The sequence below is a fragment of the Halobacillus andaensis genome (assembly GCF_014636475.1).
GTDB lineage: Bacteria > Bacillota > Bacilli > Bacillales > Halobacillaceae > Halobacillus_A > Halobacillus_A andaensis.
Genome location: NZ_BMEL01000002.1, coordinates 525,806 through 552,580, shown reverse-complemented (window position 1 = coordinate 552,580; position 26,775 = coordinate 525,806). Strand labels below are relative to the sequence as shown.

Below are 26,775 nucleotides of genomic sequence, written 5' to 3'. Positions count from 1 at the left end.
AAAAAAGGAGTGAGCGTTCATGACTAAACAAGAAATTCAAGATGAAATCGCAGCGTTAAAGTCTGATTATATTCGCATTCAAAGTGATTTGGAAAAGCTTGACGCCGCAGGTGGGAATGTCGAAAATGCTGAAAAGCAGTTAGCAAAAATGGAAGATGAACTTAAGGTTCTTAAAAAACAACTGGCTGAAGCTAATGCTTAAAGGATCAGAAAAAAGCAATCACATGATGTGATTGCTTTCAGCTTGTAGAGAAACCCCGTGTTTTTCCGCAAGCTTTTTTTCTTGCCGCCAGGAGCGAAGGCCCCTTTCCTTTCCGCTGACGAGCGCCCGAGCTTCCTCGCGAAACCCACGCTTGGCGATCTCGGCTCACTCGTTCTTCCGCAGGAGTGAAAGGGGCTTCGCTCCTTGCAATTCATTAAGATAGAAAAAGACTCTCCTTCACCTAGCTCACTCTGGCTAGATGGAGGGAAGTCTTTTTCATGTTCTGGCAGGCAGTCGTCATCATCGCCTGTTCCTTCACTTTCTCTTTTCTCATGTGGTAAATCCACTTCCCTTCATTGGAAAGGCAGTTCATACGAACCTGCTCTTTATCTTTTTCCCATCCAATATGATCTTTTCTTGATTGAAATAAAAACCATCACTGCCTTTAGGAATTCTATCTTATGAATAACAAAAGAAAAGATTTAATTTTAGGAAAAAAAGCAAAAAAAAGACTGTCGATAACTTTCTCGACAGCCTGAGCATTCACATGATGTTGTTTTTTTTACTTATCAGGACGGTTTCCGTTCCGCTGTTTTTCAAGTTTTTCTTGGATTTTTTCATGCTCTTTAATAGGAGGCGTAAGCGAGACGACAATATCCCCATTCTCTACTTTTACACCATTTTTATGACTAAAGAATTCCACCTTATTCGTCTGTTTCTTAACAAACACAAGCATGGCTTTCTCATCTTTCTTATCTAAATAATCTTTAAACGTAAATTGGGGAGTAATCGTCGTTTTTCTAAACACATATCCATTTTCCACTCGTTGGTTTAATTCTTCCCAAGTAGCGTACTCTCCGATGAAAATCCTGCCCCCAATTGTATGCACAAGATCTTCCAACTTATCCCCTTCATCTTTATCTAAACTCAGCTGAAACAAGTTCGTACGTCCAAATTCAGGAACAAATGTAGTACACACGAGCGCGTTATAAGAATCGTATTCTGTAGCAGCAATCATATACTCATACGGTGTCATTTCAAGGTGGTATTCAGTTTGTTCAGAAAGAATTTCTCCATGATACGTTTTTAACCCTTTCGAACGTGCGTCTGCTAACTTTTCCCAAGAAGCATCACTAATAAGCACAGGAACTTTCAAATCTTCTAATGCTTTTGCTAAATTCGTTGTAAAAGCATTCCCTCCAGTAATTAGAACACCAGGAGGTCCTTCCATCGATAAGCCAAGCTTTTTCGCCAGCCATCCAATAGAAAACCCATGTGCTACAACCGTTGTAAAGACAAGCGCAAATGTTAATGAAAGGAGAATCGATGCATCTTCAAATCCTGCCTCTAATAGAACACTCGCAAAATAACTGGCCACCGTTAGAGCAACGATTCCTCGAGGAGCAATCCAGCTGACGAGCACCTTTTCGGGAGTCGTTAAATCGGTCCTCCACGTTGAAACCATTATAGATAACGGACGTACGATAAAGAGCATTAATAAAACAAAACCAATGATCTCTATATTAAATATCTCTATTAGTGTTTCACGATTTAACGACGCAGTTAACATGACAAAAATCGTCGATATAAACAGAAGCGAAATATTTTCTTTAAAGTGCCTCATATCTGAAATCGAAGAAATGTGCATGTTGGCCATCGTCATCCCCATAGCTGTTACAGATAAAAGTCCTGTCTCATGTGTGATTTCGTCTGCGATGGTAAAACATGCAATAACGGTAGCAAATACGACCGGGGATTTTAAAAATTCCGGCACGTAGCCTGTTTCAAACATCCAGCCGACACCTTTACCTAGTCCATACCCCAAAATGACAGCAAAAATGGAGGCTAAAAAGAAGGTAAGAAGGGCAGATGGTGTACCATTGTTTCCTATTAAGAATTCTATAATTTCAAAAGCGAATACGGCTAATAACGCTCCAATAGGATCAATGATAATTCCTTCCCATTTCAGAATTTTAGCTGGACGAGGTTTAAGCTTAGCCTGCCTTAATAAAGGTAAGATTACTGTTGGTCCAGTTACAATAAATAAACCGCCGATCACAAAGGCAACTGCCCATGATAACCCAGCTACGTAATGAGCCGCTAACGCCCCGAAAATCCAGCTGATAAACGCTCCGACCGTAACGATACGGAAAACTGGCCTTCCCAGACCACGAACTTCTTTAAAATCTAAATTTAAGCTGCCCTCGAATAAGATCACAGCAACAGCTAAAGATATAATCGGGCTGTATAATTCTCCAAAATCTTGTTCAGGGTCTATCCAACCAAAAATAGGACCTACAATCAGCCCGGCAATAGACATGATCACGATCGCTGGTAATCGAAATCGCCAGGCTACCCATTGGGCGCCTACTCCTAATAATCCAATAAGCATAAGTTGAAACAATAGTGAATCAAACATATAGAAGTCTCCTTAACTTAAGTGTCACTAACGATTTCATCATAATCACTTATTGTATAGACACTTACTCTGTATGTAAATAAAACTGTTCTAATTTCTACTTGTGAAGTATATATTGCCTTTCCAAAATGTACTATACAGTTTATTTAAATTTTTTTAAATATTCCGTTGACATAATTTTTTGACATTGATACGATTACGCCTGTGACAAATTCGAACAACTAATTATTTTAGGTTCCTCCTCCTTTTGAGGAACTTTTTTTACGTATCAATACCATTACAACTTAGAGGAGTATGACATATGCAAAAAAAAGACATCGTCTTTATAGGTTTTATGCTTTTTGCTTTATTTTTTGGGGCTGGTAACTTAATTTATCCTGTAGCCCTCGGCATGGAAGCGGGGACGTCTTATTGGCCTGCCATTATCGGTTTTGTTTTAACTGGTGTTGGTCTTCCAATTATAACCGTAGCTGCCATCTCACTTGTAAGAAACGGTGCGGTAGAATTAGCTGGACGTGTTCATCCTCTTTTTGGGCTTATTTTCACTTCCATTATCTATTTAGCCATTGGTCCTTTCTTCGGCATTCCACGTGCAGCAAATGTTGGATTTGAAACAGGAATTGCACCTTGGATTGGAGGAGTAAGCACTTTAGGACTGCTTATATTTACGATTATCTTTTTTACTTTAGTATTTCTAACGAGCTTAAATCCTTCAAAATTAGTGGATCGTGTTGGGCAGTTTCTAACTCCAGCTCTTTTCTTAGCGATATTCGGTCTTGTGATCGGCAGTTTCTTTTTGTTAAATGGTGACGTTCAACCCGCTCAAGATAAATACAGTTCCCAACCTTTTTCTACTGGATTTATCGAAGGGTATTTGACCATGGATGCGATTGCTTCCTTAGCATTTGGTATTATAGTGGTCACTTCCTTCCGTGACCGTGGGTTAACCAACGCCCGCGAAATTACTTTCAGGACCGTTCAAGCGGGACTAGTAACAGCCATCGGGTTAACTTCAGTCTACATTTCCATTGGTTGGATTGGCGTGAAGATGGCTACAGAAGGCGAATACGCAAATGGCAGTGCAGTATTAGCAGGTGCGGCTGATCTCATGTACGGAAACCTGGGAACACTGCTGCTCGGAATTATTGTCCTTCTTGCTTGCTTTACCACCTGTGTAGGTCTAACTGTTGCATGTGGTCAATTTTTCTCTAAACGTTTTAAAAGCCTATCCTATAAAAGCGTGATTTCCGTGATCACGATCACAAGTCTGTTAGTCTCTAACTTAGGGTTGAATGAAATTATTGCGTACTCCGTCCCGGTTCTTGTATTTCTATATCCAATCGCCATTGTATTAGTAGCATTAACCTTTATCGGCAAAACATTTAATCACTCCCCTTATGTTTACCGAGGAGCTGTTTTGCTAACCGGACTCGTAAGCTTATACGACGGACTCGCCGAATTTGGTTTTTCTATGAATTTTGCTGAGCCCATCATTTCATCGCTGCCGTTCTACGAATTTAGCCTAAGCTGGATCTTTCCTGCCATTATCGGCGGAGTGATTGGCTGGCTTATTGCGTACGCAAAAGCGCCAAAACCAACGCATGATTTTCAAAATTAAATGATAAAAGAAGGGGTGTCTGAGAGGGCACCCCTTCTTTATATCCCTTATTTAATGATCAATTAACGTAACGCTGACTTTAACCTCCGAATGCTGGCCCCCGCCACGGTATACACCTTGTAGAGGACTGACATCTGCATAATCGCGGCCTGTTCCAATTCGGATATGATTTTCCAGAGCTTCTACGTTATTTGTCGGGTCCAGTCCTACCCAGCCAATACCAGGAATCATGACCTCTACCCACGCATGGGTCGCGGCATCCCCTATCAATGCTGAATCTTCTCCAACATAAAGATATCCACTTACATATCTCGCAGGGATTCCTTTCTCTCTTAGTACTCCAATCATGATGTGCGCGTAGTCCTGACACACCCCTGCTTTTAATGGCCAGGATTCATGAGCTTTTGTACCGACTTGAGTCACTAACGTATCATAGGCAATCGATTGATTCAGATAGGCCATTAAATCAATAGAAAATTTAATGGGATCCTCAGCATTGCCAATCGCCCATGTAATTTCATCTACTTGCTCTTTATACAAGAACGTGTACTGCGTTTCATTTAAATACGGTAAATAATGATCATGAAAAAGTTCCGAATGAAAGATTTCTCTCATTTCGTCTGTATACTTTAATAAATGGATAAACGGACTTTTTTGGATGCTGACAGTAGAGATCGTTTTAACCGTTAAATCTCTATGTTTATGGGCAATGAAGAAGGATTCTACATGGTTTCCCCATAGATCAACATGTTCTTTCGTTAACGAAGCGGGCGTAATCTCCGTTCGATAAGAAAGCAATCTCTGACACTCATCCGTACGAGGCTTAAGACGAACTGTATTCATGCTTTGATCAACATCGTTGTCATATTGAAAAAAGTTCGTATGCTCGATTTGATACTTCATCGTATTTCTCCCCTTCTTACCCTTTCAATGACTGGCGTGAACCGGCTCTACTAAATAGTAGGTCTCTGAAAAAGTACGGCTGATCCTGTGGCAGTACTCTTGGAAAGTATCTAAGAAAGCCATAAGTTCTTCCGTACTCATATTCATAATATCTGTTCGGCTGATTTCTTCTTGCATCCCTGCTAACAGTTTAAAAAGATCTTCCGAGTAATGTGAAATCTTACCTGATTCTAGATTATGAATAGCATTAAGAATATGATCCACACAATAACGAATCGAACGTGGGAAATTTTGATTTTCAATTAGAAAAGTTAGCACATCTTTTGGATTCATGGTTGGCGGATGCTCTTTAATATAGGAATCGTAGGCATTCACGATTTGTAAAGCAGTCAGCCAATGATAATAATTTTCCGTGTCCGTAGAATTTTTTTCTTTTAACGTCTTTTCGCAAATCACATTTAGGATGCGCGCCGTCTTTTCTGCACGTTCAATCCATTTGCCGATTTTAATAAAAGTATACGGCGTCCCTCTCGTCATCGTTGATTCAATGATACCTTGACACGTCATAGACATCTGAATGATATCTTTTAAATGGTTTTGAGTCGCTTGAGGGGTCATCGGCTGATCCTGCTGTGCGTTTTTATCTAAATAAAACCGATTGATTAATTGCCAAAGACCGTCTGGAATATGGTCCCGTGTCGCTTTTGCATTTTCACGTGCGTATACAATGCTATTTTGCAATGAATTGGGATTAGCAGGACTTAAGGTAATGTATTGTATGACCGTGTCACGGTTTAACCTGGCATACCTTTCATAGTATTCCTCTTTTGAAGCACATATTTCTAAAATTTCTTCCCAATCCCGATCCATCACTCGTTGATCGGATGATTCTAACATATGAATAAGCTGAGTACTCAGGATCCTTGCGTTATTTTCAGAACGTTCTATGTTTCTAGACATCCAATAGAGTGAATCAGCTACTCGGCTAAGCATGGTTCATTCCTCCTTCTGCTAACACCCAAGTATCTTTTCCTCCTCCTCCTTGAGAAGAATTAACGACCAACGAACCTTTCTTTAAAGCTACACGTGACAGCCCGCCCGGTAAGACGTGGGATTCAGTACCGTTCATAACAAATACACGTAAATCCACGTGGCAAGGATAAAATTCTCCCTTTTGATAGGCTGGTGCCCGCGAAAGCTTGATCGTTGGCTGAGCGATATATTGACTTGGAGTTTCAATGATTTTTCTTCGGAATACGCTGCGTTCTTCCTCTGTAGAATGAGGACCAATCAACATGTCATAACCGCCTGAAGCTCCTACGTTTTTTATCACAAGCTCTTCTAAATGATCGAGCACATAATCGAGCTGCTCTGGATCTCTTAAGAAATAAGTTTCTACGTTTTTAATAATAGGCTCTTCGTTTAAATAATAACGGATCATGTCGGGAACATAAGCGTACATCGCTTTATCATCTGCTACGCCGTTGCCTATTCCGTTAAGTATGGCTACATTGCCTTTTCTGTAAGCTCTTAATAAACCACTTACACCTAAAGCAGAATCTGGACGAAACGCCTCGGGATCTAAGAAGTCATCATCGATTCTACGATAAATAATGTCTACTTGCTTTAACCCGCGAATCGTCTTCATATAAACAATATCGTCTTTAACAACCAAGTCCCGGCCCTCTACTAATTCAATCCCCATCTGCTGTGCTAAAAAGACGTGATCATAATAAGCAGAATTGTACATCCCAGGGGTTAATAATACCGCGCAAGGCTGGCCTGTACGGTTAGTTGGGGCATGGCTGATAAGAGCGCCATGAAGATCTTTAAATTGATGTTCGAGCGTACGAATCGAATGTTGAAAAAATAACTCAGGATATACTTGTCTCATCACATACCGATTTTGAAATACATAGGACATGCCGGAAGGGTTTCTTAAATTATCCTCTAACACACGATATTCGCCATTTTCATCTCGAATTAAATCAATCCCGGCTAAAAAGATGTGGTTTTTTAATGGGATTTCTAAACCAGATACCTGCTTCTTATAATAATTAGGATTGTCTGTAATCAGATCTTCAGGAATAATACCGTCTTTTACGATTTCCTGCTCGTGGTAGATATCATCCAGGAAGAGATTAAGGGCTTCCATGCGCTGCTGCATCCCTCTTTCAATCTTCATCCACTGTTCATTTGTAATAATAATTGGAACAAAATCAAACGGCATTGTTCGCTCGGTTCCGCCTGCATCATTGTAAACTGTAAATGTAATGCCTTGTCTTAAAAAGCTTAACTGAGCTGTTTCATGCTTTTCTCTCAACTCATCATTAGATATCTGTCGAATTAGTTGATAAAAAGATTCATAATGCGGCTTCGGATTTCCCAATTGGTCTACCATTTCATCAAAAAAAGTGCCTGCCTGATAATTTTTCAGCACAGTTTCCCGCCTCCCATTGTGTTACCTTATGTAGAAAACTATACCCTATAAACCGAGCGAATAGTCAAAAAATTTTAAAATTAATTTACCAAATCCCACAAATTTATGCATAAAAATTCTGAGTCCCTAAAGTCTCGGAACTTACATGCTTTTGAAAAATCTTAGAATTATGGTTCTTTCATAGTTTTCTGGTGAAAAGGAACAGGAAAAAGCTCCGCTTTCCGCTGCCTTCCTGTCTGCTTATCCCGCAGGAGTCGTCACTTTTTCCGTTCCTTTTAATCAAAATAATTTTTCGGAACCATTGAAGTAGGAAGTCTCGTTGAAGAATAAAGCCTAACTGCCACTTGGTATAGTGATCGCTTATCGAAAAAGGGTTTTAGGAAACGGCGAAACTCCTATGGGAGATACGAATAAGGTGTGACCCCGGAGGGCTAAAGCCTGAGGAGGTCTTACATAGGAAGTTCGATTAAGGTCGGCCCCGTCATGGGCCAACATCGAACGACCCCACGTCGTGTGGGGCCATGGAAAGGGAGTCGTTTCCTAAAACCCTTTATTCTATCGAACCGAATAAACTTACACATATGTAAAAAATGTAGAGAAACCTAAGGTTTCTCTACAAGCTGAAGAATCCCGAGTCCCTAAAGACTCGGAATTTAAGTTATGATGGAATGGTAATAACGATTTTACCCGTAGCATGGTGAGTTTCACTAAGTTCGTGAGCTTCCCTTAATCCTTGTTCAGTTAAAGGGAATCGATGTCCCACTTTGGATATCATTTCACCTTTTACCATAAGGTTAGCTAATTGAGCTAGTTTTTCACCATCAGGCTCTAGCCATACGAATCCAGCCTTCACCTTCTGTTCATCGGCTAGCTGTTCATCCGGTGGTTGAACAATTGATGCTAAGCGTCCTCCCTGCTTTAACACACCAAAACTTTTTTCCTGAACTTCTCCTCCTAGAGTATCAAGCACGATATCAAACTCTTCTAGTACTTCAGAGAAATCTTCTTCTTGGTAATTAATAAAACGATCGACACCCAGTTGTTCTACCCATTCCTTATTTTTACCACTCGCTGTAGTTGCCACATAAGCTCCGAAGGATTTAGCAATTTGGACCGCGTAATGCCCTACGCCTCCAGAACCAGCGTGGATCAGGACTTTATCTCCTTCTTTAATTTCAGCAAAATCCACCAAACACTGTCTCGCTGTTAAGCCAGCTAAAGGTACAGCCGCCGCTTGTTCATAAGAAATGCTTTCCGGAAGGTGAGATAGGACGTGTTCATCGATCGCAGCGTATTCAGCGTATGTTCCAAACCTTGAAAGCTCAGGACGAGCAAACACTCGATCTCCTGCTTTAAATTTTTGTACATCTACGCCTACATCTTTCACGACACCCGCTGCATCCCAGCCAAGTGTAATGGGAAAGTCAAAATCGAGCATCTCTTTTAAATATCCTTCTCTAAGCTTCCAATCAATTGGATTTATAGAAGTTGCATGCAATTCAACTAAAACTTGATTACTTTTTATCTCTGGAGTCGGAACCTCTTTCTCAATCAGTTGATCCTTTCCTCCATATTGTTCTATGACAATGGCTTTCAATAGACACACTCCTCTTTTGAGAATCTCTAGATAATTTTCCCCTATTCAATCATTTAAAACATGATAAGATAGGAAAAGCATTTGAAAAGGATGATCGTAAAATGATAGAAAAAGCGCAGCGTTTATTAGAAGAATATTACGGCTTTACTTCTTTTCGGACGGGTCAGAAAGAAGCTATTGAATGCGTATTAAACCAAAATAATACATTAGCCGTTATGCCAACAGGCGGCGGTAAATCTTTATGTTATCAGATACCTGGTATGACATTGGATGGCACGGCCATCATCATTTCTCCTCTTATCTCTTTGATGAAAGACCAAGTGGATGCGTTAACGTCTTACGGTATTCCAGCAACTTATATTAATAGTTCCTTATCGTTTGAAGAGCAGCGTGAAAGAATGAGCAGTATGAAACAAGGGCGTTTTAAGTTCGTTTACGTAGCACCTGAACGGTTTGATTCCTCGTCCTTTCTTTCAACGATAAAACAAATCAAACTTTCCCTGGTTGCTTTTGACGAAGCTCACTGTATTTCTCAATGGGGGCACGATTTTAGACCAAGCTATCGATCGATTGTTCAAACGCTTGACCAAATCCCTAACATCCCCCTTGTGATGGGGCTGACTGCCACAGCAACACAGGAAGTCATTCATGATATTAAGCAGTTGATTCATGTAAATGATGAAGCTGTCATCAATACCGGCTTTGCTCGAGAGAACCTATCTTTCCGTATTATTAAAGGGAGAGACAAACGAGATTTTCTTCTCGAATATTTAGAGCAAAGAGCAAATGAAGCTGGCATCATTTATACAGCTACTCGAAAAGATGCCGACCATTTACAAAACTTCTTCGAGAAAAAAGGATATTCTATTGGAAAATATCATGCGGGCATGTCAGAACAGCAGCGAAAGCAGGTTCAAAGTGATTTTGTTCAAGATGAAATTACGACAATTGTGGCTACGAATGCCTTTGGAATGGGGATCGACAAATCAAACGTCCGCTATGTCATTCATTACTCTATGCCAATGAATCTGGAGTCTTATTATCAGGAAGCAGGCCGTGCAGGTCGTGATGGAGAACCAGGAGATTGTGTGCTTCTATACTCTGGACAAGATATTCACTTGCAGCGTTTCTTAATTGACCAATCCATGATGGATGAAGATAAAAAGCGTGATGAATACCGCAAACTCCAGTCCATGATTAATTACTGTCACACTCACATGTGTTTACAGCAATATATTCTAGATTATTTTGATGATCCTAACCATCATGACCCATGTGAGAAGTGCTCCAACTGTTTACACGAAGGAGAAGAAAAGGATATGACGAGGGAAGCTCAAATGGTGCTTTCCTGTGTCAAACGAATGGGGGAACGTTTTGGCGCTGGCTTAACAGCTAAGGTGTTAAAAGGCTCATCCGATCAGAAGGTCAAACAGTTTAGGTTTCACACGCTTTCTACTTACGGGATCTTGTCTCACTATACAGAAAAAAACTTAACGCAGTTTATCAATTTTTTGATTTCTGAAGGCTTGCTGAGTCCCGGCCAAGGACGTTATCCAACTCTGCAATTAACAGACTCCTCCGTCGGTGTGTTAAAAGGAGAACGTTCGGTTACGATGTTAGTTGAAACAACTACCTCTGACGTAGAGACGAACTACGACATAGAGAAATTTGAGGAACTGCGTGCTATACGTAAATCAATTGCTGATGACGCAGGACTTCCACCTTACGTTATTTTCTCTGATGCCACCCTTAAGGAATTAACCATCTATTTGCCTAAGAACCGTGAAGAAATGCTTCGCATCAAAGGGATTGGAGAGCAGAAATTTTCTCAATATGGTGAAGCTTTTTTAGATGTGTTATCAAAATGGGCTGAAACAGTAGATAAAAGACCTTCTCCGCCAACACAGGGCAGCTTTATGAAAAAGACAGCCCGAAAGCCAACAGACGGAGCAAGTCATGAGGAAACTTTTAACATGTGGAAAGACCAGCAATTATCGATTGAAGAGATTGCCGAGAAACGAAGCATGAGTGTACAAACCATTGAAAAGCATATATTTCGCTGTATGAAAGAAGGTGCAGAGGTTCATTGGGAAGAATGGTTTACCGATGAACAAGAGGAAGCTATCTTAATGGCTCACAGCCAATTAGAGGAAAAAAGACTTAAACCATTAAAAGAAAGCCTTCCTGACGATTACTCCTACCGGGCGATTAAAGCCGTCCTTATAAAACATGGATACATGAATTAAAACCGAGACTTTCCGTCTTGCCCCGCGGAAAGCGGCGCTTTTTCCTGTTCCTTTTCTCCAAACTCTAATGGAGGAATCGCAGGATACCTTGTCTACATCCATCCAAGTTATTTCAACAGCCTGCCGAGACTTCTCTGAGTCTCGGCTTTTTCTTTATAGAGTAAAAAACTTTATACTATAAATTAGGAGGCGATGATGATGAAACGTGAAGATGTAAAGAAGCTTGATCAGTTGGACGAACTCCATCAGTACAAAGAAGAATTTTACACCCACCCCGGTATATATTACATGGACGGCAACTCTCTCGGTCTTTTGTCTAAACGAGCAGAACAAACTCTGCTTACTTCTTTAAACGATTGGAAGCAGCACGGCATTGAAGGCTGGACGGACGGCCAACAGCCATGGTATTACATGTCTGAACAAATTGGAGAACAAACAGCTCCTTTAATTGGTGCGAAAGCGCACGAGGTGATTAACACGGGCTCAATCACCACAAACATCCATCAATTATTAGCCACTTTCTACAAGCCCAAAGGAAGCCGTACAAAAATCTTAGCGGATGCGCTAAATTTCCCATCCGATATTTATGCGTTAAAAAGTCAACTTGAACTTCATAACTTAAACCCTGCGGATCATCTGATTCAAATTACCAGCGAAGACGGCTACACGATACAAGAGGAAGACATTATAGAAGCGATGAATAACGATATCGCTTTACTTTTATTACCTTCCGTACTCTACCGTAGTGGGCAGCTGTTGGATATAGAAAGGATTACAAAGGCGGCTCATCAGCATAATATTATCGTCGGATTCGACTTGGCTCACTCCATTGGTGCCCTGCCCCATCATCTTCACGAGTGGGACGTTGATTTTGCTGTGTGGTGTACGTATAAGTACTTAAATAGCGGACCAGGCGGGGTCGGCGGTTTATTTGTACATGAGAACCATTTGGGCCGTAAACCCGGACTTGCTGGATGGTTCAGCTCTAGTAAAGAAAAGCAATTCGATATGGAGCATGAGTTAACGCCTGCGGATTCAGCCGGTGCTTTTCAAATAGGAACGCCTCATATTTTAAGCTCCGCCCCCCTTCTCGGCTCATTAGAAATTTTTCATGAAGCCGGAATTGAAAAGATTCGAAACAAATCATTGCAGCTTACTCAACTGCTTATGGATTTAATAAAGGAACACTTGACCTCCTATGATTTTCGTATGGCCAATCCGATTGAAAATCATCGACGAGGCGGTCACGTCAGCCTTGTTCATCCTGAAGCAGCGAGTATATGTAAAGCTTTAAAACATGAAGGAGTCATTCCAGACTTCCGTGATCCAAATGTCATTCGACTTGCTCCTATTGCGCTCTATGTTTCGTTTGAAGATGTCTATGATGTGGTATTGAAGTTAAAGGATATAATGGAGAATAAGAAGCAGCAGCAATACTCTAACCAACGAGGTACCATAGCGTAAGGAGGATTTCCATGAAGTTAATCGATATATCCATGTCTCTCAATGCAAAGACCCCGCCATGGCCCGGCGATCAATCATACTCGTATAAGCTCACGTGGGGAATGGAAGAAACAGGTTCAGTGAATGTAGGTCAGTTTCAATCCAGTAATCATTTAGGAACCCATGTGGATGCACCTTTTCACTATGACAATGATGGTTCGACGATAGGCGAATTACCGATTGAACGATTCATTGGGGAAGCGCTTGTAGTGAATATGGAAGGAAAAAGCAAGATTGAAGCAAGCGATCTTGAACCATTTCAATTTGAAGCCGTCGATAAGGTATTATTTCGTACATTAAGCTGGGAAGATCGTTCGGAGTTCCCTGGCGAGTACACCGTAATTGCAGAAGACGTCGCTCCCTTTTTAAACGAACGAGGCATTAATTTAATTGGGGTGGATACTCCTTCTGTAGATCCAGAAACGAGCAAAGAATTACCTGCTCACCAATCTCTTAATCAAGAAGATATCCTCATTCTCGAGGGTTTAGAACTGAGTCATGTTGCTCCTGGTGTATATGAACTCATGGCGTTTCCTCTCAAAATGGATGAAGCAGACGGGAGCCCGGTGCGAGCTGTATTAAGACAAAAGTAAAAAAGAGTTAGGGCGGATGGGTCCGCACCTAACTCTTTTGTTTTATCTTCTTTATTTCTTCTTCGTAATATTTTGTTCCATTGCCATTTGTCTAGCCACTCGAGGTGCGAGCCATACGACAGGCAGCAGGATAAGAGAGACAGGTACAGCCGTAACTACAATGAAGTTTTGCAATTGCGTAATCCCGCTATCTCCTGTCACCAATAGAATAGCAGCAATGGATCCCATAATGATCGACCAGAAAATTCTAAGCCATCTCTTTGGGTTCCCTTCTCCCATCACCGCCATAGCGATTGTGTAAGACATAGAGTCACTTGTCGTTACAACAAATAAAATCGTTAAGAGTAAGAACAACGGTGAAATCACAGCAGCAAGTGGGAATTGATCAGTGATCGCGAACATAGCTGCATGGTTCCCCGCTTCGTTTAAGGCAGTAGATACTGAGCCAGGATCGCTTAGTTCAAAGAAGATCCCTGAGCCGCCAAGTATGGTAAACCAAAACGTTGAAATAACAGGGGCAAATATTGATACAGCCACAATAATTTCGCGAATCGTACGACCTCTGGAAATTCTGCTGACTAAAATAGCCATCATTGGTCCATATCCAATAAACCAACCCCAGAAGAAAACGGTCCATAGTGACAACCACTCTCCATCCCCTCGGAATGTACTCATAGGAATGAATTGATCGACATAATAACCGAATGAAGATACGAAGTGGTTAATAATAAAACCACCAGGGCCAAAGATTAAGATGAAAGCCATTAACCCGATCGCAATACGTACATTAAAGCTGCTCAACAATTGGATCCCTTTATAAAGTCCAGTAACTGCAGAAATCGTTGAGATAAGCACGACAGCGAATATAATAGTAAATTGCGTACTTAGATTGTCTGGGATCCCAAAGACGCTCTGCAGCCCATAGCTTGCTTGTAAGCCGAGGAATCCGATAGGTCCGATCGTCCCTGCGGCTACAGCTATGATTGAAAAAGCATCCACCACTGTCCCGAACCAGCTATTGCGGATTTTTTCTCCGAATATCGGATACAATAGCGTTCTCGGCTTCATCGGCATTCCTTTTTCATAATGACCATACATCATAACAACTGCACTAATCGTTCCTAAAATCGCCCATGCTAAGAATCCCCAGTGCATAAAGCTTTGAGATAAAGCAGGGTTAATGGCTGCTTCTGTTCCAGCTTCGATTCCTAGATCAGATAAATAAGGGGGTACCGTGAGAAAATGATACATCGGTTCAGCTGCGGCCCAAAAAACACCGCCGCCAGCTAACAAGGTAGCCATAATGATAGACAACCATTTATATAAACTTAGTTCAGGCTGATCAGCTGCTCCCATTTTAATTTTCCCGTACTTCGAGAAAGCCAGCCACAATCCAACAAAGAACGTAGCTAACATTAATAGCTGCCAAAAGGCACCGAAATAAGTGGCAGACCATGCGAAGGTTGTATTCACAAAGTTTTCAATCCAATTGATATTTATGAGAGCGAATATCACGAAAAGAACTAACGCTCCTCCACTTATTATAAAGACAGGCCAGTCAATACGACCCGATTGATTTTTATTCATTTACAAGCTCCTTATTCATAGTTTTAAACACAAATATTTACTCTATCATTTCTTGTGTATTTATGTAAAGGCAAATGAAAGGATAGAAAAAGACTATAGCTCTTAACTATAGTCTTCCGTAAGCATGCCGCTATTTATTCATTTTTTGCTTTTGCCCATTACATCTTCTCGATCTTTATGTCTTTCTTGACAATCTTTACAAAGCGTCGCTTTTGCTTCTTGTTTTGACGTTAAAATCACTCCGCAGCTGCTGCACTTACCAAAATCATTAGGGTTGGATTGGAAGCCGGGAAGTTCACTTTCTGGACCTGGCATATAGTTTCCTCCTTAAAGTTCTCTATTTTACTTATACCCTATTTTGAACGGGTCAATCCTGTGAAATGAGTTTTGCCGCCATTAATCCGGATAAGGTTACCCCTAGCGTCCCTGCACCCGGAAAGACCGTATCCCCACACTGATGGAGGCGAGGGATACCAGTTCTGACAGAATAACTGTTTAACCAGCTAAATTTTCCAGTCGGAGCGTATCCTCCTACTTTTCCATCGTGGCGTTTAAGCCATTTTTGAAACGTAACAGGCGTACCCGGGAGGACAAGATCGAGTCCTTCAGCAAACCCTGGAAAATAATGATTGACGATACTGATTAAACGATCGGTCATCAGCTGTTTATTCGATTCATAATTTTCTCTCATCCACCATTGAGCAATATCGGTGTGAGTAGATAGTGTTAAAGAGCGCATGCCTTCTGGAGCCATAAACGAATCTTCCGGACGTGATAACGATAATAAGAACTGTCCTCCATCATGTAAACCTTCTGGATTTGCCGGGTCAATAAACTGGTGATACAAGCTCTCCGTGTTTGCAAAAACCTCTTCTTTAACACCGGCGTGAATAATGAAAGCTCCCCAAGCTTCCCGGCTTTGTTCTTTTTCTTTACGAACGTAAGATTGACGAGCTAAACGAGGAAATAATGTGTGATGCAGGTTATGAACGGAATTATTCATAATCACTTGCTCACTTCTAAACACCTTTTCACGCTTTGATTTTAAGTTAAATAGGTCCCCCGCTTGGCTAACCTCATAAATCGGATGTCTCATAAACACATCATTTCCCTGCCGCTTCATATATTCTGCCAGCTGCTCAGCTATCGTAGCTAAACCGCCTTGAACGGCATATGCCCCTTTATGAAAGGTTTGTAGTGCAGCATAACCAAGAAACGCCGGACACCTTTCTACATTCGTCTGTACACTATCCATAAGTTCTCCATTTAAAAAAGTAATAAATAAAGAGTGCCGATGAAGACCGAACTTCTGCAGCCGGCGGTAAATGGTTTGCGTTAAAAATGGCATCATTTTAACCGAGGGTACGTTCATTAAAGGAAATAGCCCTGCCCAGTCCTTTACAGTGCGCGGCGGAAAGATGGGTAATTGATGGACTAGCCGATCCACCATAGCTCCTACATAAAACACTTCGTCATAAAAAGCTTTTACCTTCTCTTTCACATCTGGAAACTGACGATCGATCTCTTCATACCATTGATGACGGTCACGATAATAGTGGATGGTGCGATCAGGCAGGTGAATATCCATAATTGGGTTGAGCAAGGTCATGGGAGGAGGCTTTAGACCTAACGTTTGGTAAAGTGAATGAAAAACACCTTCTTCCTCAAAGCCCATCCCTAACGTGGCCCCCGATTGAAAGCGATAGCCGCCACGTTCGTATTTACCCGCACTGCCACCTAATTCGTTGGAGGCTTCGAACAAAGCCACTTTATACCCCATTTTCGTTAACTGAGCCCCAGCGGCCAGCCCGCCAAAACCAGCTCCTACGATTGCTGTATCATACGTTTCCATTGCTTTCTCCCTCATTTCTCTACTTTTTTATACCCTTTTTGAAGAAAAATTAAAGGATTGGATAGGCTTTTTATGGGCGGATCTATACGTTTCCTGAGAGAAAAGAGGATGTATGGGTGAAACTTGCATACCACACCAAAACAAAGGCGCAAGCACCCTGGTAGACACGAAACGCATAAGCAAAACGGGCGGAGTAAGGTGGCCTTCCCTTCCGCAGCGCGGATTTATGACGCGAGTGTCTGGGCGCTGGAGCTGGATATCGCTCTTTTAAACCTATATATCCACAGCTTTGAATTATATAATTTCCTAGACAACAAAAAAACGCCGACCTAGTCGACGCTTTCCTCATCTTAATCAGCAAAATTTAAAGCCCAGCTGCCATTACGCATGACCGGCTCTTTCGTACCATCTTCAAGCACTCCATCAATAGTAAGCTCACCTGATCCCATCATAAAATCAACGTGGCTTAAGCTATGGTTTACTCCGTTTTGATCAAGCTCTTCTTCGCTCATATCAGATCCACCCTCTACATTATTAGGATAAGCTTTACCGAGCGCCAAGTGGCAAGAGGCGTTTTCATCATATAGCGTATTGTAGAAAATTAATCCAGATTGAGAGATTGGCGATTCATGTGGCACTAATGCTAGTTCCCCTAATCGTTTCGATCCCTCATCTGTTTCTAACAAGTGCTTTAACGTTTCCTCGCCTTCTTCAGCTTTGTAGTCTACAACCTTTCCGTTTTCGAAAGTGATCGTGAACTGATCGATCACATTTCCCCCGTAGTTCAGCGGTTTCGTGCTGGACACATGTCCGTTTACTCCATACTTGTGAGGGGCTGTAAACACTTCTTCCGTTGGCATATTAGGGTTAAAGGCAATCTTTTCTTTTTCCGTCTTTGCCGATCCGCCTTTCCAAATATGTCCCTTAGGAAGCTCAACTTCCAAATCTGTGCCTGGAGCTGAATAAACGAGTTTATTGTATTGCTTACGGTTTAAAAATTCACGCGCCTGACGTAATGTCTCATTATGCTTCTCCCATGCTTCGACTGGATCCTCTTGATCCACACGCACAATACGGAAGATTTGCTCCCACAGCTGCTCTACAGCTTGTTCCTCTGAAAGTTCCGGGAAAATCTTCTGAGCCCATGCTGGAATCGGAATACTTACGATTGACCACTGGATACGGTCATTCATTGTATAATTCCTGAAGTTAGACATCGCTTCCGCACGTGCTTTATTGGCAGAAGCTACCTTGCCTGCATCAATTCCTTTTAACAAATCAGGGTCCGTGGAGCGAATCGATAAGACAGCTGCTCCCTCTTCACCAAAGTAATCAAACATTTGCCGCTGCCATTCTGGTACTTCTTTAAGAACTTCAACGTCGGCATGTTCATAACGCAGGCGTGTAAGTTCATCATCCGCCCATACTATGTATACATCCTTTGCTCCCATTTCATAAGCTTTACGCGCGACCACACGAGTAAAGGGTGCTCCATCTACATTTGAATTGATCATTAATCGTTGATCTTTTTGCAAATTGACGCCTGTTTTTAGTGCAAGCTCTGCATATTTCTCTAACTTTTCTTGACTTGGAAATTTCATGTGAACGATCTCCCCTTGTTTTCAATTTAGTCCCGAGCCGCCGGGTACGTCATGTATCCGCTATCAATTATTCCATATTCAGGCTATGAATACAAAAAGAAACCTGAGCTTCCGGAGCCCAAGTTTCATATTTATTGATTATCGATCGACTCGACCAGCAGAGATAACTCTTCCCATCGTTCCATCTTTTGTTCGAGCTTCGTTTCAAGCTCCTGCTTTTTGGCCGATAGCTCTTCTACTTTACTGTAGTCGGCCGCTGCTGCAGCCATTTCGCCATCGATTTCTTCGATCTCACTCTCTAACTCTGCAATATCATCTTCAATCGTTTCCCACTCTTGCTTTTCTCTGTAAGAAAGCTTTCTTTTTCGATTCGAGCGGCGAGTTTTTTCTTGCTCAGACGTTTCCACTTTCTTTACAGCCTGATCCTCTTTATTTTGCTGATACTGCTGTAAATACTCTGAGTAGTTGCCATAATAACGCTTAACAGCACCTGTTCCGTTAAAAACAATCAATTTGTCTACCACACGATCTAAGAAATAACGGTCGTGGGATACGGTAATAACGACCCCAGGAAACTGATCCAAGTAATCTTCTAACACGCTTAACGTTTCTGTATCCAGATCATTCGTTGGCTCATCTAAGAACAATACGTTCGGTTCCTTCATAAGTACACGCAGCAAATAAAGACGGCGTCGTTCTCCCCCGGATAATCGTCGGATATAGGTCCACTGCTTAGAGCGAGGAAAAAGAAAACGTTCAAGCATTTGTTCCGCTGTAATTTCCGTTCCTTCAGCGGTAGAAATAACTTCAGCAACTTCCTTAATATACTCAATCACTTTAAGCGATCCGTCTATTTCTTCATGATCTTGAGTATAATACCCAATCTTCACGGTCGACCCAATATCTACTTCTCCACTATCCGGATTTAAACGCTCTGCCATAATATTAAGCAGCGTGGTTTTGCCCGAACCGTTTGGCCCTATAATGCCAATTCGTTCTTCAGGAACGACTAAATAGCTAAACTGATCAATAAGCGACTGGCCGGCAAATGTATGAGAAATATTTTTTAATTCCAGAACTTGCTTGCCTAAACGTGTAGAGCCTATCGCCATATCAACATCCTGCTTATCCGTTGCAAAGCTTTGTTCCTGCATCGCTTCGACTCTCTGCTTTCTGGCTTTCTGTTTCGTCGTTCTCGCTTTTGCGCCTCGTTTCAGCCATGCTAATTCGCGGCGCAGTGCATTTTGATGCTTTTCTTCTGCTTGACGCTCCCATTCTTCTCGCTCAGCTTTCTTCTCTAAGAAGGTTTCATAGTTTCCTTCATACGTATAGAGGCTTCCGCGATCCAGCTCATAAATTAAGTTCGTTACTCGATTTAGAAAATATCGATCGTGTGTAACAACCATTAACGCCCCTTTAAATTGGGCTAGATACCCTTCCAGCCATTCGATCGTTTCATTATCTAAATGGTTTGTCGGTTCATCCAACAACAGAAGATCGGCTGGCTGAATCAATGCTTTCGCGATCGCTACACGCTTCTTCTGTCCTCCAGACAGCTCGCCTACCTTTTTGTCAAAAGCTTCGATTCCCAGCTTCGTTAGAATCATTTTAGCCGTCGTATTCGCTTCCCAGGCATCGTGTTCATCCATCTGCTGCTGAAGGTTTAACATTTTTTCTTGGAGCTTTGTATTTTCGGGATCTAACGAAAGCTGCTGCAACACTTGTTCATACGCGCGAATCGTTGCCATTACTTTGGACTGTCCGTAATAGATCTGTTCCAATACAGTTAAATCGGCATCCAGTACAGGTTCCTGAGGCAAATATTCCAGCGAAAAATCTTTCGCATGCTGCTTACTTCCCGTATCTGCTGTTTCAAGATTAGCAATAATTTTCATCAAGGTTGACTTTCCAGTCCCATTGACTCCAATTAAGCCAATTCTCTGCCCATTCGTAATTGTAAAAGATATATCGTCAAATAGCGTTTGATCACCGTAGGTTTTACTAACATTCTCTACTGATAAAATACTCATCGTGCTCACCCTTTTTCATCACAATCTATATCTACTTTATCATATCGCCCTTCACGACCCTATCAAAAAAGCTACGCTGCAGGAAAGGGCCAGCGTAGCTTCGAATAATAATGATTAAGATTCTTTCTCAGAGGTTTGATCACGACGCCAATATTCCATACCGTCTACTCCAGGAAGATGGTCTTGATAAAATACTGGATCCTTCCCTTTCTTCCGTTGACGGGTGTAGTCTTTTAACGCAGCATAGGCCACTTTAGAAAGCATAAAGATGGCAAATAAGTTAATCAAAGCCATGATCCCCATCGTTAAGTCGGCAAGAGACCAAACGAGCCCAAATTCAGCAATCGCTCCAAACATAACCATAGCTAACACTGCTATTCTGTATACTAGGATATTGGCTGAGCTTTTCTTAATGAACTCAATGTTCGTTTCACCATAATAATAATTTCCTATAATTGAACTGAAAGCAAATAAGAAAATCGCAACGGCAATAAAAATAGCCGCCCAAGCTCCTAACTCGGTTTCAAACGCCAATTGAGTAATTTGAATACCTTCAAGGTTCGTGTCGGTGTATTGATTAGAGAACAAAATTATGATCGCAGTGGCACTACAAATCATTAGCGTATCTGTAAATACACCTAATGTTTGAATTAATCCTTGTTTAACAGGGTGAGTGACTTCAGATGTAGCCGCAGCATTTGGTGCACTACCCATACCGGCTTCATTAGAGAACAATCCCCGCTGAATCCCTATTAAAATCATCCCGCCAAATGTACCGCCGGCAAATTCTCTAAAGCCAAAGGCACTTTGGAAAATGAGAGCAAACATTTCTGGTACTTGAGCAATATTATCGAAGAAGACTACTAGCGCTAAGATAATATAGAAGATAGCCATAACTGGAATTACAATCTGTGTAACTTGAGCAATTCGTTTCAGGCCGCCAAAGATAACGAGAGCTACAATTACCGTTAAGAGAATACCCATTCCCCATTTGCCTATGTCAAACGACTCTTCGAATGCTAGACGAATCGTATTGGATTGTACAGAACTGAAAACGAGACCATACGTAAACGTGATCGTAATCGCAAAAATAATTCCCAGCTTTCTATTTTTCAGACCCTTTTCCATATAATAGGCAGGGCCGCCTCGGTATTGATTCTTCTCAGGTACTTTATAGATTTGCGCCAAGGTGCTTTCAATGAAGCTAGAAGCTCCACCTAGAACAGCAACCATCCACATCCAAAAGACAGCTCCTGGTCCACCAACAGAGATCGCTGCAGCTACACCAGCTAAATTCCCTGTGCCTACACGGGAAGCCGTACTGATCGTAAACGCTTGAAAGGGAGAGGTCCCCTTCTTTCCTTTTGCAGAAACAGCCCGCTTATCAAATAAGACGCGAAACATTTCAGGTATGTACGTAAATTGTGCAAACTTTAATCGAATACTAAAAAACAAACCTAAACCTAGTAATACAACAACAAGCAAGTACTCCCATATAATTTGGTTCAAAAAACCAATTACACTTTCCACTGCATCCACCTCCACATATTGAAAAAATTTACAATCAACCTTCCATTCCCACTCTCATGAACATTGAAACGAAGTTTTTCACACATAAAAATTACTTTACCAAGAAATCAGTGTTCTGAAAATACTAAACAAATAAATATAGGTCCATAGTCTCCTCAGATTTGCAAGGTATATATTTTCCCAAAATTTCTTTCTAAAAATCGATTGACATTTAATCCAAAGTAGGTAAAATAGTCATTGACATTGAAAATCATTTTCATTTAAAAATCTACATATGAGGTGAGCGAAGAATGAAGAAGTTGCTTTTATTCAGTTTTCTCTTATTTTCGGCATTTGCTTTAGCAGCATGCGGAAATAACGACGAAGAAAATTCTGGTTCCTCTGATTCTGAGGGTAACGAAGAGTCAGAAGGCGGAGAAATTAACCTATACACAGGTCGTCACTATGATACAGACCAAGAGCTGTATGATCAGTTTACTGAAGAAACTGGCATTGAAGTAAATGTCATTGAAGGAAAAGACGATGAACTGATCGCACGAATGGAACGTGAAGGTAAAGCTTCTGAAGCCGATCTATTAATTACGGCTGATGCAGGACGTCTTCACCGTGCTAAATCGGATGACCTTTTACAAGAAGTTGATAGTGAGGTTCTAAATGAGAATATCCCGGAGAACCTTCGCGATGAAGAGAACGAATGGTTTGGACTCACAAAACGTGCACGTGTCATTGTTTATAACGAAGAAACAGTGAACCCTGACGACATTCAAAACTACAGCGACTTAACGAAAGATGAGTGGGAAGATAAAGTACTCATCCGCTCTTCTGAAAACATTTATAATCAGTCTCTTGTAGCATCTATGATCGCACAAGATGGCGAGGAAGCTGCGAAAGAATGGGCTCAAGGTATTGTTGATAACATGGCCCGCGACCCACAAGGCGGAGATCGTGACCAGGCGAAAGGGATTGCTGCTGGCGAAGGTGATGTAGCTGTCATGAACACGTATTACCTCGGACAAATGCTTAATTCTGAAGATGAAGAAGAAGTTGAAGTTGCTGAACAGCTAGGTGTCATCTTCCCTGATCAAGAAGGTAATGGTACACACGTTAACATCAGCGGTGTAGGCCTGGCAGCCAGCAGTCAAAACACAGAAGAAGCACAGAAGTTTATGGAGTTCTTAACAGAAGAATCAGCACAAGAACAATTTGCAGAAGCCAACTATGAGTACCCAGTTAATGAAAATGTAGAACCTACTGAAGTTTTACAAGAATGGGGCGAGTTTGAAGAACAAGACATCAATTTAAGTGAACTTGGTGAAAACAATGGAGAAGCCATTCAAATTATGAACGAAGTGGGTTGGAAATAATCCTCTTCCCCCTGTGCCGCCCCTCAAAAACGAGGGCGGCATTTGGTGTATATACAATAAAGTATTCAACCTGTTATGATTAGACGGTACGCTTTTTATTCAGGTTTTATTTTTAAAGGACGTGTCCGTTTTGAAGCTGTTTCGAAAACTACCAGGATATATGAACACATGGACCTTACTTACCATGATCATCGTTGTTCTCATTTTACTACCAAACATCACCATTTTAATCAGCTTTTTCACCGAAAAAGCAGAGAATTGGGCACATATCCAGGAGTTTATCCTTCCTAACTTAATAAAAAATACTAGCTTATTGATTATATTCACCGGAATCCTAGCTATTATGATGGGAACCAGTTTGGCCTGGCTTGTCTCAGCTTATGACTTTCCCTTCAAAAATTTCTTTAAATGGGCGCTGATCCTGCCATTGGCGATTCCTCCCTATATTGCCGGATATACGTATAACGGGATCCTAAACTATACAGGCGTCATTCAAAAGACACTGCGAAACACATGGGGAATTGAAGTCAATCAAAAATATTTTGATATCCTTAACCTCCCTGGCGCCGTGTTCATCTTCACGTTATTTCTTTTTCCTTACGTGTTTATGATTACTCGCGGATTCCTGCAAAATCAATCAGCTTCTTTGGTTGAAAATGCACGGTTGCTCGGCCGCGGGCCATTCTCTATTTTTTTCCGTGTCGTCTTACCTGTCTCACGGGGAGCTATCGTAGGAGGAGCCAGCCTTGTATTACTTGAGGTCTTAAACGATTATGGAGTGGTTCAATACTTTGGAGTCCCCACCTTTAGTACTGCTATTTTTCAAACATGGTTTGGGATGGGCGATCTTAATGCAGCCATTAAGCTTTCTGCTACTTTAATGTTTATCGTTTTCTTTATTTTAGTCATTGAGAAATTCTTAAGAGGACGAAAGAAATACAGTTACACGACGACAAAAGTTCGTCCTCTTAAACCTATTAAACTAACAAAAAGTAAAGCTTGGACAGCCTTTAGCTATTGCGTTATCATTTTCGCGCTTGGTTTTCTTATTCCATTTATACAACTTATCGCTTGGATGTTCTTAACCTTTGAAAAAATGATGTCTTCTACATTTATTGAACTCGTTTGGAACTCCCTGTTCGTGTCGCTTGTAGGGGCAGCGATGATTACCGTATTCGCTGTCATCATCGCAAACTTTGCTCGCATGCACCAAAGCTTTATCTCCAAAGCCCCCGCACGAGTGACGATTTTAGGGTATTCTATTCCCGGTGCTGTGATTGCCGTTGGTATAAGTACCGTTTTTATCGAAATTGATAATCTGTTATTTAATTTTTATGAAATGGCTGGACTCGATGCATCTTTATTTATCAGTACAAGCCTATTTATGTTAATATCAGCTTATGTGATTCGTTTCCTTGCTGTTGGATTTAATTCCATCGAAGCAGGATTCGATAAAGTCGGAAATAAATTCACAGAAGCCTCACGTATGCTGGGGATGAACGTGACTAAAACATTTTTTAAAGTGGATCTGCGCATGATTAAAGGACCACTCATCAGCGGATTTATTTTAGCATTTATTGAAATAATAAAAGAATTACCGCTTACATTGATTTTAAGGCCATTCAACTTTGACACTCTATCGACGAAAGCCTATCAATACGCGAGTGATGAACAAATTCATGAAGCCTCGCTCGCTTCTATTATTATTGTTGTCGTCAGCGCGATCGCCATATACGTCTTTCACAAAGTTCTAGAAAAGGAGCCACGTTAACATGTTCATTCAAATTGAAAACCTGTGCTTTAAGTATCAGAACTCTAGCGAAAATACGATTGATTGCTTTAACCTAACGATTGACCAGGGCGAAATCATTTCCATCCTTGGAGAAAGCGGAAGCGGAAAAAGTACCGTACTTCGCCTGCTTTGCGGCCTCGAAACCCCTACTTGCGGAACCATTACGATAAACAAACACATCATGACAGACGACCGCCACTTCGTTCTCCCAGAACGACGCGGCATTGGCATGGTGTTCCAAGATTACGCCCTTTTCCCGCATATGACCGTAGCTGAAAACATTCAGTTCGGGTTAAAAGGGTATGGACGCAAAGCTAGAAGAGAGCGCACAGAAGAGGTCTTAGAGCTTGTGAACATGACAAGTCTTATGAAACGATATCCACATGAGCTAAGCGGCGGTCAGCAGCAGCGTGTCGCCCTCGCACGCGCGCTCGCTCCAAAACCTGCCCTGCTCCTGCTTGATGAACCGTTTAGTAACCTTGATGCGGATTTACAGATCAAGATTCGCGGCGAGTTGAAAGATATCATTAAGAAGACAGGAACAACTTCTATCTTTGTGACACATGACCGCGAAGATGCGCGTGCCATCGCCGATCGTATCATTACGATGCGCGACGGGGCAGCATACGATTGGGAGTCCATTTGTACGCTGCGCGAAGAACAACAGCAGCAACAGCCGAAGCTCGTTAAAGTGAAAGGCTAGTTCTTTCAAATTTTGCGATATTGACTTGGTTGAAATTCAACTTTGCAAGTTAGCTGTGGCCAGCGTGTTTTCAACCTTTGTGAGCGAATAAGACAATATACGAGCGGTTAACAATAATTTACGAGAAAAACTCCGATGAAGCTGAATCGAGGTTCGGCTTCATCGGAGTTTTTTGTGTGCCTCTATTTATCGGGATTCCCCAGTAAGGACTGCAAAGCAGCCGCTTTCCCCTTTTCTTACTTCCAAGGCAGGTCGGTCCCGAACATTTCGGCTAATTCTTTTGATTCTTTTCTTCTGGCTTTACGATGTTCGTGGCGTTTTTGCGCGCCTTCGTGCAGCCATTTTTCTTCCTCAGATTCAGGGTAAACTCCTGGTACTGGAGCGGGTTGATTGTTTTCATCAACCGCAACCATAGACAGGAAAGCTGTCGTACATAATTTTCTTTCTCCTGTTAGAAGATTTTCAGTAACGGCTTTTACGAAAACTTCCATAGACGTATTATGTGTCCATGTCACGAATGCTTCCAAACAGATTGTATCTCCTTCAAACACGGGATGAAGAAAGTCGACAGAGTCAGTGGAAGCTGTAACGACGGGTTTCCGGCAGTGCCGAACGGAAGCGATAGCCGCCACATCGTCTATATAGGCCATAAGTTTACCACCAAACAGCGTTCCGTGACTGTTCGTATCGGGCGGCAGAACATGTGAATTTTTAACTGCTAATGAATCAATACAAGGCTTGGCGTCCATTTTCATTCCTCTCTTTCATATGGAATCGTTCCCTGTCTATTATACC

At 41.6% G+C, this 26,775-nt stretch carries 20 protein-coding genes; 8 read left to right on the top strand and 12 right to left on the bottom strand.

Features of this window, described 5'->3' with window-relative positions; all coding sequences use genetic code 11:
• Positions 1-19: 19 nt before the first annotated feature.
• Positions 20-202: an SE1832 family protein gene (locus tag IEV27_RS10110; protein ID WP_188377336.1), complete on the top strand. Its 183-nt coding sequence runs from the start codon at positions 20-22 to the stop codon at positions 200-202.
• Positions 203-764: 562 nt separating this feature from the next.
• Here IEV27_RS10110 and IEV27_RS10105 read toward each other — a convergent pair.
• Positions 765-2,621 carry a cation:proton antiporter gene (locus IEV27_RS10105; RefSeq protein ID WP_188377335.1) on the bottom strand — a complete coding sequence of 619 codons (1,857 nt, stop codon included), beginning with the start codon at positions 2,619-2,621 and terminating at the stop codon, positions 765-767.
• A gap of 301 nt (positions 2,622-2,922) precedes the next feature.
• On the opposite strand from IEV27_RS10105, the gene brnQ reads away from it, so the two are divergent.
• Positions 2,923-4,239, top strand: a complete 1,317-nt coding sequence (gene brnQ, locus IEV27_RS10100) for a branched-chain amino acid transport system II carrier protein (protein WP_188377334.1) — start codon at positions 2,923-2,925, stop codon at positions 4,237-4,239.
• 51 nt (positions 4,240-4,290) lie between these two features.
• On the opposite strand, the gene IEV27_RS10095 is transcribed toward brnQ, so the two are convergent.
• From IEV27_RS10095 to IEV27_RS10080, 4 genes are all read right to left on the bottom strand, one after another.
• A complete protein-coding gene (locus IEV27_RS10095) occupies positions 4,291-5,142 on the bottom strand; it encodes a transglutaminase family protein (RefSeq protein ID WP_188377333.1) in 852 nt (283 codons plus the stop codon).
• A 24-nt stretch (positions 5,143-5,166) separates the two neighbouring features.
• Positions 5,167-6,135: an alpha-E domain-containing protein gene (locus IEV27_RS10090; RefSeq protein ID WP_188377332.1), complete on the bottom strand. Its 969-nt coding sequence runs from the start codon at positions 6,133-6,135 to the stop codon at positions 5,167-5,169.
• Entirely contained in the window at positions 6,128-7,582 is a 1,455-nt protein-coding gene (locus IEV27_RS10085) for a circularly permuted type 2 ATP-grasp protein (protein ID WP_229735089.1), read from the bottom strand. The genes IEV27_RS10090 and IEV27_RS10085 overlap by 8 nt, the downstream gene beginning before the upstream one ends.
• Before the next feature lie 658 nt (positions 7,583-8,240).
• Positions 8,241-9,179 (bottom strand): NADP-dependent oxidoreductase, encoded by a 939-nt coding sequence (locus IEV27_RS10080; RefSeq protein ID WP_188377331.1) that lies wholly within the window; start codon positions 9,177-9,179, stop codon positions 8,241-8,243.
• Positions 9,180-9,280: 101 nt separating this feature from the next.
• On the opposite strand from IEV27_RS10080, the gene recQ reads away from it, so the two are divergent.
• The 3 genes from recQ (at position 9,281) to kynB (ending at position 13,521) form a co-directional block, all read left to right on the top strand.
• Positions 9,281-11,425 (top strand): DNA helicase RecQ, encoded by a 2,145-nt coding sequence (recQ, locus tag IEV27_RS10075; protein WP_188377330.1) that lies wholly within the window; start codon positions 9,281-9,283, stop codon positions 11,423-11,425.
• Positions 11,426-11,617: 192 nt separating this feature from the next.
• Positions 11,618-12,889, top strand: coding sequence for a kynureninase (gene kynU, locus IEV27_RS10070; protein ID WP_373868090.1), 1,272 nt, complete (start codon positions 11,618-11,620; stop codon positions 12,887-12,889).
• 11 nt (positions 12,890-12,900) lie between these two features.
• Complete coding sequence (gene kynB, locus IEV27_RS10065; RefSeq protein ID WP_188377328.1) at positions 12,901-13,521, top strand: arylformamidase; 621 nt, start codon at positions 12,901-12,903, stop codon at positions 13,519-13,521.
• Positions 13,522-13,572: 51 nt separating this feature from the next.
• Here kynB and IEV27_RS10060 read toward each other — a convergent pair whose 3' ends face one another.
• From IEV27_RS10060 to IEV27_RS10035, 6 genes are all read right to left on the bottom strand, one after another.
• On the bottom strand, positions 13,573-15,108 hold the full coding sequence (locus tag IEV27_RS10060) for a BCCT family transporter (RefSeq protein WP_188377327.1): 1,536 nt from the start codon (positions 15,106-15,108) through the stop codon (positions 13,573-13,575).
• Between the two features lie 138 nt (positions 15,109-15,246).
• A complete protein-coding gene (locus IEV27_RS10055; RefSeq protein WP_188377326.1) occupies positions 15,247-15,423 on the bottom strand; it encodes a hypothetical protein in 177 nt (58 codons plus the stop codon).
• 52 nt (positions 15,424-15,475) lie between these two features.
• Entirely contained in the window at positions 15,476-16,960 is a 1,485-nt protein-coding gene (locus tag IEV27_RS10050; RefSeq protein WP_229735087.1) for a phytoene desaturase family protein, read from the bottom strand.
• Between the two features lie 350 nt (positions 16,961-17,310).
• Positions 17,311-18,561: an aminopeptidase gene (locus IEV27_RS10045; protein WP_188377324.1), complete on the bottom strand. Its 1,251-nt coding sequence runs from the start codon at positions 18,559-18,561 to the stop codon at positions 17,311-17,313.
• Positions 18,562-18,692: 131 nt separating this feature from the next.
• Positions 18,693-20,591, bottom strand: a complete 1,899-nt coding sequence (locus IEV27_RS10040) for an ABC-F family ATP-binding cassette domain-containing protein (RefSeq protein ID WP_188377323.1) — start codon at positions 20,589-20,591, stop codon at positions 18,693-18,695.
• A gap of 114 nt (positions 20,592-20,705) precedes the next feature.
• Entirely contained in the window at positions 20,706-22,130 is a 1,425-nt protein-coding gene (locus tag IEV27_RS10035) for an alanine/glycine:cation symporter family protein (protein WP_188377322.1), read from the bottom strand.
• Positions 22,131-22,411: 281 nt separating this feature from the next.
• Here IEV27_RS10035 and IEV27_RS10030 point away from each other — a divergent pair, with 281 nt between their 5' ends.
• From IEV27_RS10030 to IEV27_RS10020, 3 genes are all read left to right on the top strand, one after another.
• Positions 22,412-23,485 carry a Fe(3+) ABC transporter substrate-binding protein gene (locus IEV27_RS10030; protein WP_188377321.1) on the top strand — a complete coding sequence of 358 codons (1,074 nt, stop codon included), beginning with the start codon at positions 22,412-22,414 and terminating at the stop codon, positions 23,483-23,485.
• Between the two features lie 160 nt (positions 23,486-23,645).
• The gene (locus IEV27_RS10025; RefSeq protein ID WP_188377585.1) at positions 23,646-25,256 is read left to right on the top strand and encodes an ABC transporter permease; all 1,611 of its coding nucleotides are present in this window, start codon (positions 23,646-23,648) and stop codon (positions 25,254-25,256) included.
• A 1-nt stretch (position 25,257) separates the two neighbouring features.
• Entirely contained in the window at positions 25,258-25,980 is a 723-nt protein-coding gene (locus IEV27_RS10020) for an ABC transporter ATP-binding protein (protein WP_188377320.1), read from the top strand.
• A gap of 236 nt (positions 25,981-26,216) precedes the next feature.
• Here the strand turns inward: IEV27_RS10020 and IEV27_RS10015 are convergent, their stop codons facing one another.
• A complete protein-coding gene (locus IEV27_RS10015) occupies positions 26,217-26,729 on the bottom strand; it encodes an acyl-CoA thioesterase (protein ID WP_188377319.1) in 513 nt (170 codons plus the stop codon).
• Positions 26,730-26,775: the final 46 nt, after the last annotated feature.

Bases quoted from the DNA above. Each gene is read 5' to 3' on its own strand.
- IEV27_RS10110 (WP_188377336.1), top strand. From the start codon at position 20: ATGACTAAACAAGAAATTCAAGATGAAATCGCAGCGTTAAAGTCTGAT.
- IEV27_RS10105 (WP_188377335.1), bottom strand. From the start codon at position 2,621: ATGTTTGATTCACTATTGTTTCAACTTATGCTTATTGGATTATTAGGA.
- brnQ (WP_188377334.1), top strand. From the start codon at position 2,923: ATGCAAAAAAAAGACATCGTCTTTATAGGTTTTATGCTTTTTGCTTTA.
- IEV27_RS10095 (WP_188377333.1), bottom strand. From the start codon at position 5,142: ATGAAGTATCAAATCGAGCATACGAACTTTTTTCAATATGACAACGAT.
- IEV27_RS10090 (WP_188377332.1), bottom strand. From the start codon at position 6,135: ATGCTTAGCCGAGTAGCTGATTCACTCTATTGGATGTCTAGAAACATA.
- recQ (WP_188377330.1), top strand. From the start codon at position 9,281: ATGATAGAAAAAGCGCAGCGTTTATTAGAAGAATATTACGGCTTTACT.
- kynU (WP_373868090.1), top strand. From the start codon at position 11,618: ATGATGATGAAACGTGAAGATGTAAAGAAGCTTGATCAGTTGGACGAA.
- kynB (WP_188377328.1), top strand. From the start codon at position 12,901: ATGAAGTTAATCGATATATCCATGTCTCTCAATGCAAAGACCCCGCCA.
- IEV27_RS10060 (WP_188377327.1), bottom strand. From the start codon at position 15,108: ATGAATAAAAATCAATCGGGTCGTATTGACTGGCCTGTCTTTATAATA.
- IEV27_RS10055 (WP_188377326.1), bottom strand. From the start codon at position 15,423: ATGCCAGGTCCAGAAAGTGAACTTCCCGGCTTCCAATCCAACCCTAAT.
- IEV27_RS10050 (WP_229735087.1), bottom strand. From the start codon at position 16,960: ATGGAAACGTATGATACAGCAATCGTAGGAGCTGGTTTTGGCGGGCTG.
- IEV27_RS10045 (WP_188377324.1), bottom strand. From the start codon at position 18,561: ATGAAATTTCCAAGTCAAGAAAAGTTAGAGAAATATGCAGAGCTTGCA.
- IEV27_RS10040 (WP_188377323.1), bottom strand. From the start codon at position 20,591: ATGAGTATTTTATCAGTAGAGAATGTTAGTAAAACCTACGGTGATCAA.
- IEV27_RS10030 (WP_188377321.1), top strand. From the start codon at position 22,412: ATGAAGAAGTTGCTTTTATTCAGTTTTCTCTTATTTTCGGCATTTGCT.
- IEV27_RS10025 (WP_188377585.1), top strand. From the start codon at position 23,646: ATGAACACATGGACCTTACTTACCATGATCATCGTTGTTCTCATTTTA.
- IEV27_RS10020 (WP_188377320.1), top strand. From the start codon at position 25,258: ATGTTCATTCAAATTGAAAACCTGTGCTTTAAGTATCAGAACTCTAGC.
- IEV27_RS10015 (WP_188377319.1), bottom strand. From the start codon at position 26,729: ATGGACGCCAAGCCTTGTATTGATTCATTAGCAGTTAAAAATTCACAT.